Annotated in this window: 16 protein-coding genes; 8 read left to right on the top strand and 8 right to left on the bottom strand. The window is 69.3% G+C overall.

Annotated elements, in window-relative coordinates; genetic code table 11:
- Window positions 1-5: 5 nt before the first annotated feature.
- Window positions 6-1,403, top strand: a complete 1,398-nt coding sequence (locus tag YU1_RS0116555; protein ID WP_029005019.1) for an NAD(P)(+) transhydrogenase (Re/Si-specific) subunit beta — start codon at window positions 6-8, stop codon at window positions 1,401-1,403.
- A gap of 78 nt (window positions 1,404-1,481) precedes the next feature.
- Here YU1_RS0116555 and YU1_RS32100 read toward each other — a convergent pair whose 3' ends face one another.
- Window positions 1,482-1,874 carry a GIY-YIG nuclease family protein gene (locus YU1_RS32100; RefSeq protein ID WP_051356955.1) on the bottom strand — a complete coding sequence of 131 codons (393 nt, stop codon included), beginning with the start codon at window positions 1,872-1,874 and terminating at the stop codon, window positions 1,482-1,484.
- A complete protein-coding gene (locus YU1_RS0116545; RefSeq protein WP_029005018.1) occupies window positions 1,871-3,706 on the bottom strand; it encodes a M3 family oligoendopeptidase in 1,836 nt (611 codons plus the stop codon). Before YU1_RS0116545 ends, YU1_RS32100 begins: the two co-directional genes overlap by 4 nt.
- Before the next feature lie 222 nt (window positions 3,707-3,928).
- On the opposite strand from YU1_RS0116545, the gene YU1_RS0116540 reads away from it, so the two are divergent.
- The 3 genes from YU1_RS0116540 to mepK all read left to right on the top strand — a co-directional run bounded on the left by YU1_RS0116540 (window position 3,929) and on the right by mepK (window position 8,639).
- Window positions 3,929-4,642, top strand: coding sequence for a response regulator transcription factor (locus YU1_RS0116540; protein ID WP_029005017.1), 714 nt, complete (start codon window positions 3,929-3,931; stop codon window positions 4,640-4,642).
- 171 nt (window positions 4,643-4,813) lie between these two features.
- Window positions 4,814-6,757 carry a L,D-transpeptidase family protein gene (locus YU1_RS29875; protein ID WP_051356954.1) on the top strand — a complete coding sequence of 648 codons (1,944 nt, stop codon included), beginning with the start codon at window positions 4,814-4,816 and terminating at the stop codon, window positions 6,755-6,757.
- Window positions 6,758-7,199: 442 nt separating this feature from the next.
- Window positions 7,200-8,639, top strand: coding sequence for a peptidoglycan L,D-endopeptidase MepK (mepK, locus tag YU1_RS29870; RefSeq protein ID WP_051356953.1), 1,440 nt, complete (start codon window positions 7,200-7,202; stop codon window positions 8,637-8,639).
- A 96-nt stretch (window positions 8,640-8,735) separates the two neighbouring features.
- Here mepK and YU1_RS0116525 read toward each other — a convergent pair whose 3' ends face one another.
- Both YU1_RS0116525 and YU1_RS0116520 read right to left on the bottom strand, forming a co-directional pair.
- Window positions 8,736-8,990, bottom strand: a complete 255-nt coding sequence (locus YU1_RS0116525) for a DUF2312 domain-containing protein (RefSeq protein ID WP_029005016.1) — start codon at window positions 8,988-8,990, stop codon at window positions 8,736-8,738.
- Window positions 8,991-9,276: 286 nt separating this feature from the next.
- Window positions 9,277-9,582 carry a DUF1244 domain-containing protein gene (locus tag YU1_RS0116520; RefSeq protein ID WP_029005015.1) on the bottom strand — a complete coding sequence of 102 codons (306 nt, stop codon included), beginning with the start codon at window positions 9,580-9,582 and terminating at the stop codon, window positions 9,277-9,279.
- Between the two features lie 210 nt (window positions 9,583-9,792).
- Here YU1_RS0116520 and YU1_RS0116515 point away from each other — a divergent pair, with 210 nt between their 5' ends.
- Together YU1_RS0116515 and YU1_RS29865 are read left to right on the top strand one after the other, a co-directional pair.
- The gene (locus YU1_RS0116515; protein WP_245263358.1) at window positions 9,793-10,692 is read left to right on the top strand and encodes a DMT family transporter; all 900 of its coding nucleotides are present in this window, start codon (window positions 9,793-9,795) and stop codon (window positions 10,690-10,692) included.
- Window positions 10,693-10,808: 116 nt separating this feature from the next.
- Window positions 10,809-11,372: a DUF1036 domain-containing protein gene (locus YU1_RS29865; protein WP_084539922.1), complete on the top strand. Its 564-nt coding sequence runs from the start codon at window positions 10,809-10,811 to the stop codon at window positions 11,370-11,372.
- Window positions 11,373-11,427: 55 nt separating this feature from the next.
- On the opposite strand, the gene YU1_RS0116505 is transcribed toward YU1_RS29865, so the two are convergent.
- The 4 genes from YU1_RS0116505 to YU1_RS0116490 all read right to left on the bottom strand — a co-directional run bounded on the left by YU1_RS0116505 (window position 11,428) and on the right by YU1_RS0116490 (window position 14,416).
- Window positions 11,428-12,147 (bottom strand): tetratricopeptide repeat protein, encoded by a 720-nt coding sequence (locus YU1_RS0116505; RefSeq protein ID WP_245263363.1) that lies wholly within the window; start codon window positions 12,145-12,147, stop codon window positions 11,428-11,430.
- A 120-nt stretch (window positions 12,148-12,267) separates the two neighbouring features.
- Window positions 12,268-12,393, bottom strand: coding sequence for a type B 50S ribosomal protein L36 (ykgO, locus tag YU1_RS0116500; protein WP_029005012.1), 126 nt, complete (start codon window positions 12,391-12,393; stop codon window positions 12,268-12,270).
- A 141-nt stretch (window positions 12,394-12,534) separates the two neighbouring features.
- Complete coding sequence (locus tag YU1_RS0116495; RefSeq protein WP_029005011.1) at window positions 12,535-13,893, bottom strand: ABC1 kinase family protein; 1,359 nt, start codon at window positions 13,891-13,893, stop codon at window positions 12,535-12,537.
- A 34-nt stretch (window positions 13,894-13,927) separates the two neighbouring features.
- Complete coding sequence (locus YU1_RS0116490) at window positions 13,928-14,416, bottom strand: DUF6790 family protein (RefSeq protein ID WP_029005010.1); 489 nt, start codon at window positions 14,414-14,416, stop codon at window positions 13,928-13,930.
- 197 nt (window positions 14,417-14,613) lie between these two features.
- On the opposite strand from YU1_RS0116490, the gene YU1_RS0116485 reads away from it, so the two are divergent.
- On the top strand, window positions 14,614-14,970 hold the full coding sequence (locus tag YU1_RS0116485) for a hypothetical protein (RefSeq protein WP_156922205.1): 357 nt from the start codon (window positions 14,614-14,616) through the stop codon (window positions 14,968-14,970).
- Window positions 14,971-15,017: 47 nt separating this feature from the next.
- Window positions 15,018-15,992 (top strand): DUF1775 domain-containing protein, encoded by a 975-nt coding sequence (locus tag YU1_RS0116480; RefSeq protein WP_084539921.1) that lies wholly within the window; start codon window positions 15,018-15,020, stop codon window positions 15,990-15,992.
- The last annotated feature ends 13 nt before the right edge of the window (window positions 15,993-16,005 follow it).

Here is a 16,005-nt window from a genome sequence, read left to right as displayed (position 1 = left end):
CACCGATGACTGCCAATCTGGCCGCCCTTCTGTACCTGGTCGCAGGTATTCTGTTCATCCTGGCGCTGCGTGGGCTTTCGCATCCCACCACCTCCCGCCAGGGCAATCTGTTCGGCATGGTGGGCATGGGCATCGCCGTGCTCACCACGCTGGCCCTCTCGCCCCCCGCCGACATCTTCGGCTGGGTGCTGGTGATCGCGGGCATCGCCATCGGCGGCGGCATCGGCGCCGTGGTCGCCCGCCGCATCGCCATGACGCAGATGCCGCAGCTCGTCGCCGCCTTCCATTCGCTGGTCGGCCTCGCGGCGGTGCTGGTCGCGGCCGCGGCGCTCTATGCGCCGGCCGCCTTCGGCATCGGTGACTACGGCCACATCCACGGGGCGAGCCTCGTGGAGATGGTGCTCGGCGTCGCCATCGGCGCCGTCACCTTCACCGGCTCGATCATCGCCTTCGCCAAGCTCAACGGCAACATGTCGGGCAAGCCGATCATGCTGCCGGGCCGGCACTTCATCAACGGCGGCCTCGCGCTTCTGCTGCTGGTGCTGATCGTCGCTTTCGTGATGACCGGCTCCTCGGTGCTGTTCTGGCTCATCACCATCCTGTCGCTGGTGCTCGGCGGCCTGCTGATCATCCCGATCGGCGGCGCCGACATGCCGGTGGTGGTGTCCATGCTCAACTCCTATTCGGGTTGGGCGGCGGCCGGCATCGGCTTCACGCTGGGCAACACGGCGCTGATCATCACCGGCGCGCTGGTGGGTTCTTCGGGCGCGATCCTGTCCTACATCATGTGCAAGGGCATGAACCGCTCCTTCATCTCGGTCATCCTCGGCGGCTTCGGCGGCGAGACGGCCGGCGGCCCCGCGGGCGTGGCGGAAACCCGCCCGGTAAAGCAGGGCTCGGCGGACGATGCCGCCTACATCATGAAGAACGCCCAGAAGGTCATCATCGTGCCGGGCTACGGCATGGCGGTGGCCCAGGCCCAGCACGCCCTGCGCGAGATGGCCGACAAGCTGAAGGAAGAGGGCGTCGAGGTGAAGTACGCCATCCATCCGGTGGCGGGCCGCATGCCGGGGCACATGAACGTGCTGCTGGCGGAAGCCCAGGTGCCCTACGACGAGGTGTTCGAGCTGGAGGACATCAACTCCGAGTTCGCGCAGGCGGACGTCGCCTTCGTCATCGGCGCCAACGACGTCACCAACCCGGCGGCGAAGACCGACCCCACATCGGCCATCTACGGCATGCCGATCCTGGACGTGGAGAAGGCCAAGACCGTTCTCTTCATCAAGCGCGGCATGGGCTCGGGCTATGCCGGCGTCGAGAACGAGCTGTTCTTCCGCGACAACACGATGATGCTGTTCGGCGACGCCAAGAAGGTCACCGAGGAGATCGTGAAGAACCTCTGAGGACCGATCGGCCCAGACGCAAAGCCGCGTACAAAAGGCCCCGGAGCGATGCTTCGGGGCCTTTTCATTTGGGGGGCCTCACACTGAACCGGGTCTGCGTGGAGCCGCGCCGGCCAGCCAAGCGGCCGGAAGCTCGGCGCGCTCCATAATGGCCAGCTTCTGTGCCCGGCTCGCCCGCTTCAGATGATATTCCACCCGCTGCGCCACGGTCCGCGAGGGCAGTTCAGCGGACCACAGCAGGCGGGCGACGCCGCCATGCCCGCGCACATAGCGCGAGCCTTTCGGCGTGGCGTGGTCCTGCATGCGGCGGGAGACGTCGACGGCGACACCGCAATAGAGCGTGCCGTCGCCGCATTCGAGGATATAGGCGCTCCACGGGACTGGCGCCTTCGGCCCACGCGCCTTGGGTGCCGGGGCGGCGTCAGGCGCCCCGGCCTCCGGTTCCGAAAGGCTGGCCGACGGCGCGGTCACGCCGCTTCCATCTGCTCCAGCTCGGTGATCATGCGGTCGATCAGGCCGAGGCCGGTCTGCCAGAAGGCGGGGTCGCGGGCATCGAGGCCGAAGGGCGCGAGCAGCTCCGCATGGTGCTTGGTGCCGCCGGCGGAGAGCATCTCCAGATAGCGCTCGGCGAAGCCGTCGGCGGCCTTCTCATAGACCGCGTAGAGCGAGTTCACGAGGCAGTCGCCGAAAGCGTAGGCGTAGACGTAGAACGGCGAATGGATGAAGTGCGGGATGTAGGTCCAGAAGGTCTCGTAGCCGGCGCCGAGATTGATCGCCGGGCCGAGGCTTTCCGCCTGCACCTCCATCCAGATGCCGCCGATGCGCTCGGCGGTCAGTTCGCCCTGGCGCCGCTCGGTGTGGACCTTGCGCTCGAACGTGTAGAAGGCGGTCTGGCGGACCACGGTGTTGATCATGTCCTCCACCTTCTGGGCGAGCATGATCTTGCGGGCCTGCAGGGTCTCTGCCGCCGCCAGCAGCCGGCGGAAGGTCAGCATCTCGCCGAACACGGAGGCGGTCTCCGCCAGCGTCAGCGGGGTCGGCGCCATCAGCGCGCCCTGGCCGCCGGCCAGCACCTGGTGGACGCCGTGGCCGAGCTCGTGGGCGAGCGTCATCACGTCCCGCGGCTTGCCCTGGTAGTTCAGCAGCACATAGGGGTGCGCGGAGGGCACGGTGGGGTGGGCGAAGGCGCCCGGCGACTTGCCCGGCCGCACCGGCGCGTCGATCCAGTTCTTGTCGAAGAACACCTTCGCGATGTCGGCCATCCGGGGAGAGAAGGTGCCATAGGCGCCGAGGACGGTATCGCGCGCCTCGTCCCAGCCGATGTCGCGGGTCGCGACCTTGGGCAGCGGCGCGTTGCGATCCCAGAACTCCAGCTTCTCGCGGCCGAACCAGCGGGCTTTGAGGGCATAATAGCGATGCGACAGGCGCGGGTAGGCGCCCTGGATCGCAGCCACCATGGCATCCACCACCTCGCGCTCGACGCGGTTGGCGAGGTGGCGGCTGTCGGCCACATCCTCGAAGCCGCGCCAGCGGTCGGAGATTTCCTTGTCCTTGGCCAGCGTGTTGGTGATGAGGCTGAACAGCCGCAGGTTTTCCGAGAAGGTCTCGGCCAGCGCGAGGCCCGCGCCCTTGCGCACGTCCTCGCTCGGATCCTGCATCAGGTTCAGCGTCGGCTCGATGGCCAGTTCCTTGCCGTCCACCTTGAAGCGCAGCGAGGACATGGTCTCGTCGAACAGCCGGCTCCAGGCGCCGCGCGAGGGACTGGACTTCTCATGGAACAGCTGCTCCACGCGGTCTTCGAGCTGGTAGGGCTTGTCCTTGCGCAGGTCCTCCACCCAGGGGCGGTAGTGGCCAAACGCCGGGTCGGCCAGGGCCGCCTCCACCTGGGCGTCCTCCAGCCGGTTCATCTCCAGGGTGAAGAACAGCAGATGGGTGGAGCTGTCGGTCAGCTTCTCCTGGATGTCGCTGAAGAATTTCGCCCGCGCCGGGTCCGCGGTATCGCCCGCATAGACCAGGCTGCCATAGGAGGCGCTCCGGCCCATCAGGTCGTCGATGGCCTCGTAGCGCTTCACCGCCGCGCCAAGTTTGGCACCTGCGTCGGGGCCGGCGGCGATGTCGGCGAGCTTGCCCTTGTAGTCCGCTTCGAACGCCTTGGAGAGGACGTCCGCCTCTTCCAGATCGGCGGTGAGCCGCGGGTCGTCCATGCCGGCATAGAGATCGGCGAGGTTCCACTCGGGCAGGCGTTCGGGACCGGCGGTCGTGGTCGCGGCTTCGGGGGTCAGGAACGAGACGGGACCGAACATGGAGCCTCCAAAGCGTCGGATGCGACTGTGCCGGTCATACCGCGCAATCACCCGCCGCTTCAACGGTTCTGCACGGGCTTCGGCGGGCGTTGGTATCGAACGCTCGCAAAAGTTGCGTTGCGGGCAAGGGCCTGCGGCGTGGTCGAGTACCGCGCCGCGAGGTGCCCCTTTCGTTAACCTCATCTGGCGAAGCTTGTGGGATTCGTGCGTGACCGGATTCCCATGACAGCCCGTATCCTCCTGGTAGAAGACGATTTTCTGGAACGCAGCCGGCTCGAATCGGCGCTCGTCCATCTCGGCTACGAGGTGGTGGGCGTGGGTGACGGCGACGGCGCGCTCGCCCGTCTGGCGAGCGAGCGGTTCGACCTGATGCTGCTCGACCTGGTGCTGCCCGGTCTCGACGGCATGGGCGTGCTCGGCGCGCTGAAGGCGCGAGGAGAGACCTTGCCGGTGGTCGCGGCGGTGACGTCCGCCGGCCTCGATGCGGCAGCTTCCGCCCTGCGGGCCGGCGCGCGCGACTTCGTGGTGAAGCCCGCGGGCACGCTGCGCCTGCGGGTGGCGATCACAAATGCGTTGGCGCTGGCGGCCGCCGCCGCGCCGCGAGAGCCCGCATCCGAGCCGCAGCGGGGCGAAGTGCCCCACCTGCGCCTCGCCCACGATGCCGATCGCACGCCGCCGGCGGCAGCGACGCAAGCCCTTGAGGCGCCGGCCTCCGCGGCATCCCATCTGCCGCTGCTCGACGCGCTCGGCCATGTCCGGTCGCTGGAGCAGGTGGAAGCGGAGGTGATTCGCGCCGCGGTGTCCCTGTATGGCGGGCGCATGAGCGAGGTCGCCCGTCGCCTCGGCATGGGCCGCTCGACGCTTTACCGAAAGCTAAGTGCTTTGGGATTGCCTGTTCAGGAACCTATTCCCGCCCTGGCTGTTGCCGCCGAGTGACAGCTTGGCTGCGTCGTGGCGTAGCAAGCAGGATTGATTTTCCTTTTCGGCCGAGGGTGGCAATGCTCCCGTCATCGGCCGGTTCGAACGCATAGTCGGCAGGACTGACGTTGGCGGTCTCATGAGGCGGACCTCGCTGGGGCGCGGGGCAGGCGGAGAGAAGTTGGTGTGATGAAGCGTGCCTTGCAGCGTCCCCTTCCCTGGCCCTCGGCTGGCCGGGCCTTCACCCGCCTGATGCTGGCGGCCGTCCTGGCCGGCGGCGCATTGCCGGCGGTGTTTCCCGCCGCGGCGTCGGGCACCGATGCGCCCGCGGGCCATGCCATGCCCTGGCCGCCGGAGCATGTGAGCATTTCCCCGGCCGTCGACATGCCGGCCGCCGCGCCGCGCCACACGGCGGCGGCAACCCCGAACGCGGCTGACCCCGCCGCGCCCCATCCGGAGGATCCGCAGGAGAAGGCGGCGGCCGCGGCTCCCGCCGTGCCGGCGCCGGACGCGGCCGCGAAAGTCTCCGCCCCATCGGTGCCCGCACCGTCCGAGACGGCCGCGCCCGCCGTTCCGGCGACGGTGGCGCTCAGCCCGCTGGCAGAGCAGGTGCGCCAGGTACTGGCGGTGCCGGCTCTCGAAGGGCTCGGCATCACCCGTCGCGAGCAGGACGCGATCCAGGCCTTCTATGCCGCCCGGCAGGATGCCCCGGTGTTCGTGGATGAGGCCGGCCTCAACGCCACCGGGCGCGGCGCGGCCGCACGCTTCGCCGCCGCCGGCGAGGATGGCCTCGACCCGGCCGACTATGCGGTGCCCAAGCTCGCCGCCCATGCCGACCTGCCGGCTCTGGCGCGGGCCGAGGTCCGCCTCGCGGCCTCGACGCTGCTCTATGCGCGCCATGCCCAGGCGGGCCGCTTCGATCCCTCGCGCATCTCGCCCCAGGTGACGCCGCTGCGCACCTTCCCCGACCCGGCTGCGGTGCTGGGCGGTCTGGCGTCGACCTCGGATGCGAGCGCGGTGCTGGTGGCCTACAACCCGACCCACAAGGGCTATCTCGCCCTGAAGGCGAAGCTGGCCCAGTCCCAGTCCCATTCGGGGGCGGTGCCGGTGCATGTGCCGGCCGGGCCGACGCTGCGGCCGGGCGACGTGGACGCCCGCGTTCCCGCCCTGCGGGCGCGCCTCGGCGTGAAGGGGGCGGCGGCGGGCGACCGGCTCTATGACGCCAGCCTCGCCAGTGCGGTGATGACCTTCCAGGCGTCGGCCGGTCTCAATGCGGACGGGGTGATCGGCCCGGCGACGCTGGAGACGCTCAACCGGGTGGACAATCCGGCGGACCGCCATGCGGACATCATCGCCAACATGGAGCGCTGGCGCTGGCTGCCGCGCGACCTCGGCGGCACCTACGTGATGGTCAACATCCCGGAATATCTGGTGCGCGTGGTCCAGGACGGCGCCACCATCCACCAGACCCGGGTGGTGGTCGGAAAGCCGGAGAACCAGACCCCTCTGCTGACCCACGACATGGAATATGTCGTGCTCAACCCGTACTGGAACATCCCGCCCTCCATCGCCCGCAAGGAGATGCTGCCGAACCTCCAGCGCGACCCCTATTTCCTCGCCCGCCAGGGCATGGAGGTGGTGCGCAACGGGCGGGTGGTGGATCCCGGCACGGTCAATTGGGCGCAGGGCGTCGGCGGCTATTCCTTCCGCCAACCCCCGGGCGAGCGCAACGCGCTGGGCCGCATCAAGTTCATGTTCCCCAACGACCATTCGGTCTATCTGCACGACACCCCGTCGAAGGCATTGTTCGCCAACGACAAGCGGGCTTATAGCCACGGCTGCATCCGGGTGCAGGACCCGCTGAAGTTCGCCGAGGTGATCTTCAACATCGGCATGCCGGGGCAGAACTGGACCGACGAGAAGATCGGCAAGATGCTCGGCGGCGCCGAGCGCTACCTGACGCTGAAGCAGCGCATTCCCGTGCACCTCGTCTATTTCACCACCTTCGTGGATGACGCCGGGCGCCTCGTCTCGCGGGACGACGTCTATGGCACCAATGCCAAGGTGAAGGAGATGCTGCATCTCGACGGCGAGCAGAAGGTGGCTGGCCGGTCGCTCGCTCTGCCGCGCTGATCCGCTTCGCCAGCCGCTGCGAAAACCTGAAAGGGCCTCTCTTGGAGAGGCCCTTTTTCGTTGGGCTGGAATGTTTTTTGTGGACGAATGCGGCCACCAAGTCGCCATATTCGGCCCCGGCAATCCTCATTTTTCCCGCGACGCTCAAGAATCTCCTGTGAAATCCAAGCGGTAAGGCTTGCGTGTAACTTGCGCGCCACAGGGAACTGGCACGATTCTGCCATAGTGGCTGGGTACTCACGGCAGCGTGACTGGGGGGCGAAAGCTGTCAACGCGGCCTTAACCCAACCCGACAAGACTCTACGAGCTTCGCACCGCGCGTACGCGCGCGGCACAGATAGACCTGAGCCTCGGGTTCGAGATTTTGCCAACTGTCAAAACCCCTCATCTCCCGCGTCGCGCGCGCCTTGATGCCTGGACTGCTTCCGGGTTCGGCGCGGCGATGCTGAAGGCCAGCCGTTCTGTTGCGATCGCCGCCTCGCTGACCATCTGCGGCACCGGGACCCTCCAGAACGCCGTCGCCAACGGCGACACACGCTCCCTCACCTTCACCAATGCCCATACGGGAGAGAGCGGCACCTTCACCTTCAAGCGGGAAGGCCGCTACGACCCCGAGGTCCTCACCAAGCTCAACTGGATTCTGCGCGACTGGCGCAAGGAGGAGCCGACGGAGATGGACCCCCATCTCTTCGACGTGATCTGGGAAGTCTATCGCGACGTCGGCGCCACCGCCCCCATCACCATCCTGTGCGGCTACCGTTCGCCCTCCACCAACGCCATGCTCCGTGCCCGCTCCAAGGCGGTGGCCGAGACCAGCCAGCACATGCGCGGCAAGGCGATGGATTTCTACATTCCCGGCGTGCAGCTATCCGAGCTCAGGGCCGCCGGCCTTCGGCTACAGCGCGGCGGCGTCGGCTTCTACCCGTCCTCGAACTTCGTCCACATGGACACGGGCGGCGTGCGCATGTGGCCGCGCATGAGCTACGACGAGCTGGCCCGGTTGTTCCCGGACGGCAAGACGGTGCTGGTGCCCAGCAACGGCAAGCCGCTGCCCGGCTATCAGCAGGCTCTCGCGGAGCTTGAATCCCGCGGCAATACGGCCGCCGACGTGCCGCAGTCCGATGGCCTGAAGGGCATCCGCAATTTCTTCGCCTCGCTGTTCAGCAAGCCGGCGCCGGAAGAGAGCGACGCCGGCGAGGAAGAGGGCGTCCGTCCGGCGCGCGCTTCGCGCCAGACGCAGGTGGCGAGCGCGGCGCCTGCCGCCAAGCCCGCCCCGGCTCCCGAGCCTCAGCCCGCCAAGCCGGTCGTGACGGCGGTGTCGACCACCCCGCTGCCCTCCGCCCGCCCGGCGCAGATCGCCGCCGCCACCATGCTGACCGCCCAGGCGGTGAACGCGCCGCTCGCGCCGCTGCCGATCAAGCGGCCGCAGGCCCCGGCGCAGCAGGTGGCGAGCCTCCAGACCGCCGGCGCCCCGGTGCCGCTGCCCGCCGTCATCATGCGCGGCACCAGCGAGCAGCCGGTCGGGCCGGCCGCCGCGCTGGGCTATGCCGCCGCCGGCGACGTGGTCGGCAGCCTGCCGTCCAACACCTTCGTCTCGGCGACGCCGCAGCCTAAGCTCCGCACCGCCGGGCGCATGGCTGAGATCCCGTTCGGCCGCCTGTTCCGCGCGCCGGGCCTGACCGGCGAGGCGTATCTGAAGATGCCGGAGACCCGCGTCTTCACCGCCTTCGTGACCGCGCCGCGTGAAGTGGTGGCGGCGGGCTTCGGCTCGGACCCGATGGGCGGCCTCTCGACCGCGCATTTCAGCGGCGAGGCGATCGTCTCGCTGCCGACCTATGTATTCCAGCCGCAGGCGGTCCGCGTCAGCCAACGGATGCCGTGAGCCAGCGGATGCCGTGAGTAACGACAAAAGCCCGCCGCGCGATCACCGCGCGGCGGGCTTTTTCATGCGTGCGGGACGGCGAAGAGGCCGGCGCGGTCAGGCGAGGCCGAGGGCCTGCATGTAGAGTTCGAGGATGGCTTCCTGCTCCTGGCGCTCCTGGGCGTCCTGGCGGCGGATCTGCACGATCTTGCGCACGGCCTTGGAATCGAACCCGCGTGCCTTGAGCTCGGCATAGACATCCTTGATGTCGTCCGCGATCGCCTTCTTTTCCTCCTCGAGGCGCTCGATGCGCTCGACGAACTGCTTGAGCTCGTCGGCGGCGACCCCGGTATCAGCCACGTCTGCCGTCATTCATCTCACTCCTGCTCGTCGCTGTGCGAGCCATGCGCACCGGGCCCGGTGCAAATTCGTCCTGCGCTCCTCCGTCGAGAACGGTGCGGGCGGTCTGCTGGGCAGACCGGCCGGCATGTGCGCCACCAGGGACCGCGCGCCGCCAGAGCAGCCGCGTCCCTCCACCTGGGAAAGGGGCGAGGATAGAGGCGGCATTGCGCCGCCCACGTCAAGGAACCATCCCCGCAATCCACCTGTGCACAGGGAGCGGGCCCCGTGTCTTGTGGATCCTGGCGGTCGAGCGGCCTCAGTGGTCGGGCTTGGCCAGCTCGAACGCCGCCTTCTGCTCCGGGCTCGCCTCGCGCTGGTGGAGGGATTTCCAGGTGTCGTACGGCATGCCGTAGACGACTTCGCGGCTTTCGCCCTTGCTCAGCGGCAGGCCGGCCTCGTTGGCGGCGTCCAGATACCAGTTGGAGAGGCAGTTGCGGCAGAAGCCCGCCAGATTCATCAGGTCGATGTTCTGCACATCGGTCCGCGCCGCCAGATGCGCCACCAGCCGCCGGAACACGGCCGCTTCGAGCCTGGTGCGCTCGTCCTGCGATAGGGATGTCATGGTGCCTGCCTCCTCACACGCTGCTGTCGCCCGCGGCTCCGCGCTGCCATTCACCGAGACGATACGACTTTGCGCCCATGTGGCGCCGACTGCACTTTCGTGCAAGCCTTGCCGCCGTGTGCGGCATGTCCGCGCCGCCGCCCGCCCATAGACTGCCCTCCCATCCATGGCGCTCATGCCTCTTCATGCCCAGCGGGCCGGATCGCGCCCGTGACCGCCCGTCCCGCCGACCAGATCAAGCTCGTTGCCGGCATCCTGGCGCTCGTGGCCGGCGCCCTCGCCATGGGGGCGTCGGTGCTGTTCGTGCGGCTCGCGGATGTGGGGCCGTTCGCCAGCGCCTTCTGGCGCACCGCGCTAGCCTTGCCCTTCCTGCTGGCCTGGGCGATGGCGGAGCAGGGGCCGCGGCTGCCTTTGCCGGACCGGGCCTCGCTGCTGGCCGGCGTGTTCTTCGCCGGCGACCTCATCTTCTGGCATCTCGCCATTCTCGGCACCACGGTGGCCAATGCGGCGGTGCTGGCCACCACCTCGCCCATCTGGGTGGCGCTCTATGCCTTCCTGGTGCTGAAGGAGAAGGTCACCTGGCCGCTGGCCGCCGGCCTTCTCCTGTGCGTGGCCGGCACGCTGGCGCTGATCGGCGGCAGCTGGCATTTCGCCCCTGAGAAGCTGCCGGGGGATACGGCGGGGCTGATCACCGCCATGTTCTTCGCCGCCTATTTCCTCTCCGTGCGGGCCGCGCGCCGGCATTTCGGCGCCGGCCTCGTCACCTTCCTGTCCACCGCCGTCACCAGCGCCGTGCTGCTCGTGGTGGCGCTGGTGATGGAGCCGACCCTGATGCCGGCCAGCCTTGCCGGGGCTGCCGCGCTGCTGGCGCTGGCCATCGTCAGCCAGGTGGGCGGGCAGGGGCTGATGGCGGTGGGTTTGTCGGTCGTGCCGCCGGTATTCGGGGCGCTGGTGTTCTTCCTGGAGGTGGTGTCCGCCGCCGCGCTCGGCTGGCTGGTGCTGGGCGAGCATCTCGGCCTGCTGCAGGGCCTCGGCGCGGCGCTCATCGTGTTGGGCCTGTTCCTGGCGCGCCCGCGGCCGGAGCCGTCCGCCGAGGTGGGGCTGCCATGAGCCGCCTCGCTCATGCCGCGATCCCCCCCGACAAGGGCGGCCGGACGCATGGCCAATGCGGCACGCCGTGCCGGCGTGTTGACGGCCGCGTCGCGCAAAGGCACACACACGACCTCATGCTGTCAGCCGACCCGACGCTCCTTCCCGGCATCATCCGGCCGCTTGCCCGCCCTCTCCTGCGCGGCCTGCTCGCGCTGCTCGCGGTCGCCGGCACCACGGGGCTGTTGTCCGTTGCCTCAGCCACGCCCGCCGCGGCGGACTTCCGCCTGTGCAACCGCACGCAGAGCCGCGTCGGCGTCGCCATCGGCTACAAGGAGGGCGACAGCTGGGCCACCGAGGGGTGGTGGAACGTCTCGGCCAACAGCTGCGAGACGCTGCTGCGCGGGGATCTCGTGGCCCGCTTCTATTATCTGTACGCCGTCGATTACGACCAGGGCGGCGAATGGTCCGGCAAGGCCTTCATGTGCACGCGGGACAAGGAATTCACCATTCGCGGCGTCGAGGACTGCCTGGCGCGCGGCTTCGACCGGACCGGCTTCCTGGAGGTGGACACCCGGGAGCAGAAGGGCTGGACGGTGCAACTGACCGAGGGCAACCAGAGCGCCCGCGTTTCCGCCGGTGGCGCAGGTCCCATCCCCATGCCGATGCCGGCCCCTCCGGCGCGTTCCAAGACACCCTAGACAGGGTTCTCTACACAGGGTCTTCGGTCACGGCGGCCGGCACGCGGTGGCGGTGTCAGATGCCCCGGCCGTCCACCTTGGTGGCGAGCTGGGATTCCAGCTCCTTGGCTGGGGCAAGGTGCGGGTTGACCGCCAGCGCCCGCCGGGCCGCCTCCAGCGCCCGGGCGTCGTCGCCCAATTCGCGCAGGATCATGGCAAGGCCCATGAGCATGGTGAAATGGCGCGGCTCGCGGGCCAGCACCTCGCGGATGTCGGCGAGCGCGCCGGCATAGTCGTCCTGTAGATAGAGCACGGTAGCCCGGCGGCTGAAGCCGGCCAGCGAATCCGGCTCGATCTCCACCACCTCGTCCAGCAGCGCCAGGGACAGGTCATATTGCTTGGCTTCCGCCGCCGCATTGGCGCGCGCGACCAGGAGGTCGCCAGCGGTGCTGCTGGTTTCCGACAGCAATGCGTCCAGGCGGTCTGAGAGGGCGGTGGCGCTCGCGTCGTCCGGGGCGAGGCGCAGGGCTTCGAACAGGGCGTCGAGCTGGGCGCGCTTGTCGCGGGGCGGCTTGGGGCGGGGTGCGGCGTCGGTGGCGGCCGGAGGCTCGCGGTTCGCCGTGCCGGGCACGGGGCCGGTGGTCTGCGCGGCGAGCGGCGCGGCGAGGGCCAGCGTCAGGGCGAGCGCGATGACGGGCCGTGCGGCAGCACTGGCAAGGGAAGGGCGGCGCAGCAGCGGACGGCTCGCAAGGCTGCGCCATCCAATCCGGCTGATGTGGCCCACCGGGACGGGCACTGCGCGCAAAGGGATCATCGGCGGAGTGTCGGGCGCACCGTGGCGCCCGTCAATCGTTCCGTTGCGTTCGGCACGCAACGGTGATCGCGCCGCGTGCGCGGCGCGAAACCTCAGGCGAACTCAGCCCTGGCGGGCCTTGTAGCGCTTCTGGGTCTTGTTGATGATGTACATGCGGCCCTTGCGACGCACGAGGCGGTTGTCGCGGTGACGGCCGAGCAGGGACTTGAGCGAGTTGCGGATCTTCATGACACTTGCCTTCGGCCGACCGCGGCGCGCTGGTCCGCGCGGCTCATCGGGCCATTTGAATGGAACAGAGCGCGCCTGATACGGGCCGCGGGGCCGGATGTCAATTCCCAAGCGCCCGCGAAGCGCCGCTCAGGCGCCTTTTCACAGCCCCGCGCGCGCCAGCGCGGCCGCCTGTCGCTCGGCGACGCCAGCCTCGGAAAAGCCCTGGACGGCGTCCTCGAACAGGCGATGGAAATTCAGCTCCGCCCGGAGATGCAGGAACACCGCGCCGAGGCCGATGGCCGCCCGATCCATGAACACGAACTCGCGCGGCACCGTCACCGGCCCGAGGCGCTTCAGCGCGCTGTGGACCTGGAAGGCCTCGCGCCGGCCGTACTGCCCCGGCTCGACGCCGTCGGCGATGGTGCGTACCCGGTCGTCCAGCAGCGGCCCGTAGATGAAGCGCGCCCAGATGTTCAGCACGTCGATCAGCTCGCGGGTCAGGCCCTTGAAGCCCCAGGTCTCGTAGGCATGGACCACGCGGGCCTCGTCCCCCGCGCCGAGACCCCGGTAGAGGTCCATGACACCGGCGACGAAGCGCGGCGGGAAGATGCGGATGCAGCCATAGTCCAACAGGTTGATGCCCTGCGGCGCGCCGGCCTCGTCCAGAAACACGGTGTAGTTGCCCAGGTGGGGGTCGCCATGGATGACGCCGAACTGGCTGAACGGCAGCCACCAGGCGGTGAACATGGCCTCGGCCAGCCGGTTGCGCTCTTCCAGGCCATGATCTGTGAAACCCAGGATCTTGGCGCCCTCCAGCCATTGCAGGGAGAGCAGGCGCCCGGTGGAGAGGTCCGCACGCACGCGCGGCACCCGGACCTTGGATTGACCGGCGAGCATCTCGGCATAGAGCGCGGCGTGCTTGGCTTCGCGGCGGTAGTCCAGTTCCTCGCGGACCCGCGCGCCGATTTCGGTGGCGATCTCGCGGGTGTCGATGGCCGGGTCCATGCGGCGGTGCAGGGAGAACAGTATGTCCAGCTGCTTGAGATCCGCCTCCACGGCCGCCTGCATATCCGGATATTGCAGCTTGCAGGCCAGGGCCTCGCCGTCGAGCGCCACCGCCCTGTGCACCTGGCCGAGGGACGCGGCGGCGGCCGGTTTGTGATCGAAGGAGGTGAAGCGGCTTTCCCAGTCGCGGCCCAGCTCGGCCATCATGCGCCGGCGCACGAAGGCCCAGCCCATGGGCGGAGCGTCGCTCTGGAGCTTCTGCAATTCCGCCGCATAATCCGGCGGCAGCACGTCCGGGATGGTGGCCATGAGTTGGGCCACCTTCATCAGCGGCCCCTTCAGCGAGCCCAGCGCCGCCGAAAGCGCCGCCGCATTGCCGGCGCCCGCTCCGCCGATGAGCCGCGCCCCGGCGATGCGGGCGGCGACCCCGCCGACATTGGCGCCCACCCGCGCATAGCGCGCGGCGCGGGCGGAGAAGCGGTTGCGTTCGGCATCGTCGGGGGGATTGGGCATGGAGTGCCTTTGCTGTCCCTCTCCGAGGAGCGGCTCAGTCCCGCGCGGAGCGCCAGGTCGCGGCCAGGAGGATGAACAGCGAGAGAGGGGTCAGGACATCGGTATAGAGAATGGGGCCGGCATTGCCGGCCGCAAGGTTGTCGGTGGTCAATATCTGGACCACGTGGCCCACGGCGGCGCCACCGAGGAAGCCGCAGGTCATGACGGCGACCGCCAGCCGGTACCCCCAGTCGCGATAGACGACGCCCACCAGCCCGGCGAGGCCGATGCCCAGGTTGGCGACGCCCACCTCGAACTGGAACGGGCTCGGCGCCCAGCCGATGCTCGCCGCAGCCTGGGCGGGGAAGACGATATGCCCCAGCGCCGCCCACAATCCCATGAGCCCGACCGGAAACAGCAGGATGTCCGCGAGCAGGCGGTCGGCCATGAAGGAGAAGGTGCGCGGCCCCTCGGCGCGGGCCACGGCGAAGGCGGTGAAGATGAGCGCCAGGACCCAGGCGAGCACGGGAAACCAGAAGACCATATCCACCCCCGTTTCGGACGCGGGCCGGTACCCGCGCCCTACCATTGGTGCACCTTGGCGGCTCGCGCAACGGGCTGCGGCGCCCGCGCGCTTGCGCCGCCGCGGGCCGCGCCCTACACCAAAATCGGGATCCGCCCGCGGATGCGGGCCGGCGGCACGAAACGGATGCCATGGCACGGCGGCAGACAGGCATGGGCATGATGGCGAGGTGGGCGCTCCACCTCGTGCTCGCCTATGTCCTGCTGGCGCAGACGGTGCTCGCCGGCATCGCCGCGACCCAGCATGAACTGGCCGCTGCGACCGGCGTCTTCTGCGAAGGCCAGGTCCAGGACGGATCGCACCCCTCGGGCGACGGCGGGCGGCATGATGGGCTGTGCTGCCAGCTCGGCTGCGTCGCTGCGGCCGGCCCTGCGCTGCTCGATCCGCCGGCCGGCGCGCAGCTTGATCCGCCGCTGGCGCAGTCCGTGCGCATCGACCGGCCGTCCGCCGACACGGCGGCACCGGCGCGCATCCACCTCTCCTTTGCGGCACGGGGACCTCCGGCGCGCGGCTGATGCCGCCGTTCGCCAGGAAAATCCCTATCCCGTTCAGGAGACGACCCATGTCCCATCTGCTCTCGTGCGCGCGGCCGCTGGCCGCTGTCGCGCTGTTCTCGCTGTTCGCCGGTTCCGCTTCCGCCCATATCGTGCTCGGGCAGAAGGAGGCGCAGCCGGGCTCCTATCAAGGCACGCTACGTGTCGGCCACGGCTGCGACGGCAGCGCCACCACCGCCGTGAAGGTGACGATCCCGGAAGGCGTCGTCGGCGTGAAGCCCATGCCAAAGCCGGGCTGGACGGTGACGCTGGAAACCGGCCCCTACGCCAAGGCCTATCCCATGATGCACGGCAAGCCGGCCACCGAGGGGGTGAAGTCCATCACCTGGTCCGGCGGCAACCTGCCGGACGCCTATTATGACGAGTTCGTCTTCGTCTCCGCGCTCTCCGGCGACGTGGCGGGCAAGACGATCTATTTCCCCGTGCTCCAGACCTGCGAGCGGGGCTCCACCGATTGGGCTGAGATCCCGGTCTCCGGCCAGCCGGTGCCGCCTCATCCCGCCGCCATGCTGAAGGTGGCGCAGGCGAGCGCGCAGGCGCAGCCCGCCGCCCCGGTGAAGGTCGGCGACCTCCAGATCGAGGCGCCTTGGGCGCGGGCGACGCCGGGCGGGGCCAAGGTGGCCGGCGGCTATGTCCGGATCACCAATACCGGCACCGCCGCCGACAAGCTGGTCTCGGCCAGCGTCGATGCGGCGGGCAAGGTGGAAGTGCATGAGATGAGCATGGCCAACGGCGTCATGACCATGCGCCCGCTGGCGGGCGGCCTGGAGATCGCGCCGGGGCAGAGCGTGCAACTGGCGCCCGGCGGCTACCATCTGATGATGATGGACCTGAAAGCCCCGCTGAAGGAAGGCGACAAGGTGAAGGGCGTGCTGGTGTTCGAGAAGGCCGGCAAGGTCGATGTCACTTTCGAGGTGCGGGGCATCGGCGCCGGCGCCCCGATGCCCGGGGGCATGGGTCCCGCAGGCGGCCACATGCACTGACGGCCGGCGGGGG

Origin of the sequence: Azorhizobium doebereinerae UFLA1-100, from assembly GCF_000473085.1 — a bacterium.
GTDB classification, from domain to species: Bacteria; Pseudomonadota; Alphaproteobacteria; order Rhizobiales; family Xanthobacteraceae; genus Azorhizobium; species Azorhizobium doebereinerae.
The sequence above is the reverse complement of the archived record's forward strand: the minus strand, read 5'-3'. Positions and strand labels throughout refer to the sequence as shown.

Bases quoted from the DNA above. Each gene is read 5' to 3' on its own strand.
- YU1_RS0116485 (WP_156922205.1), top strand. From the start codon at position 14,614: ATGATGGCGAGGTGGGCGCTCCACCTCGTGCTCGCCTATGTCCTGCTG.
- YU1_RS0116490 (WP_029005010.1), bottom strand. From the start codon at position 14,416: ATGGTCTTCTGGTTTCCCGTGCTCGCCTGGGTCCTGGCGCTCATCTTC.
- mepK (WP_051356953.1), top strand. From the start codon at position 7,200: ATGCTGAAGGCCAGCCGTTCTGTTGCGATCGCCGCCTCGCTGACCATC.
- YU1_RS0116520 (WP_029005015.1), bottom strand. From the start codon at position 9,582: ATGACATCCCTATCGCAGGACGAGCGCACCAGGCTCGAAGCGGCCGTG.
- YU1_RS0116480 (WP_084539921.1), top strand. From the start codon at position 15,018: ATGTCCCATCTGCTCTCGTGCGCGCGGCCGCTGGCCGCTGTCGCGCTG.
- YU1_RS0116555 (WP_029005019.1), top strand. From the start codon at position 6: ATGACTGCCAATCTGGCCGCCCTTCTGTACCTGGTCGCAGGTATTCTG.
- YU1_RS0116545 (WP_029005018.1), bottom strand. From the start codon at position 3,706: ATGTTCGGTCCCGTCTCGTTCCTGACCCCCGAAGCCGCGACCACGACC.
- YU1_RS0116525 (WP_029005016.1), bottom strand. From the start codon at position 8,990: ATGACGGCAGACGTGGCTGATACCGGGGTCGCCGCCGACGAGCTCAAG.
- YU1_RS0116495 (WP_029005011.1), bottom strand. From the start codon at position 13,893: ATGCCCAATCCCCCCGACGATGCCGAACGCAACCGCTTCTCCGCCCGC.
- YU1_RS29865 (WP_084539922.1), top strand. From the start codon at position 10,809: ATGCTGTCAGCCGACCCGACGCTCCTTCCCGGCATCATCCGGCCGCTT.
- YU1_RS29875 (WP_051356954.1), top strand. From the start codon at position 4,814: ATGAAGCGTGCCTTGCAGCGTCCCCTTCCCTGGCCCTCGGCTGGCCGG.
- ykgO (WP_029005012.1), bottom strand. From the start codon at position 12,393: ATGAAGATCCGCAACTCGCTCAAGTCCCTGCTCGGCCGTCACCGCGAC.
- YU1_RS0116540 (WP_029005017.1), top strand. From the start codon at position 3,929: ATGACAGCCCGTATCCTCCTGGTAGAAGACGATTTTCTGGAACGCAGC.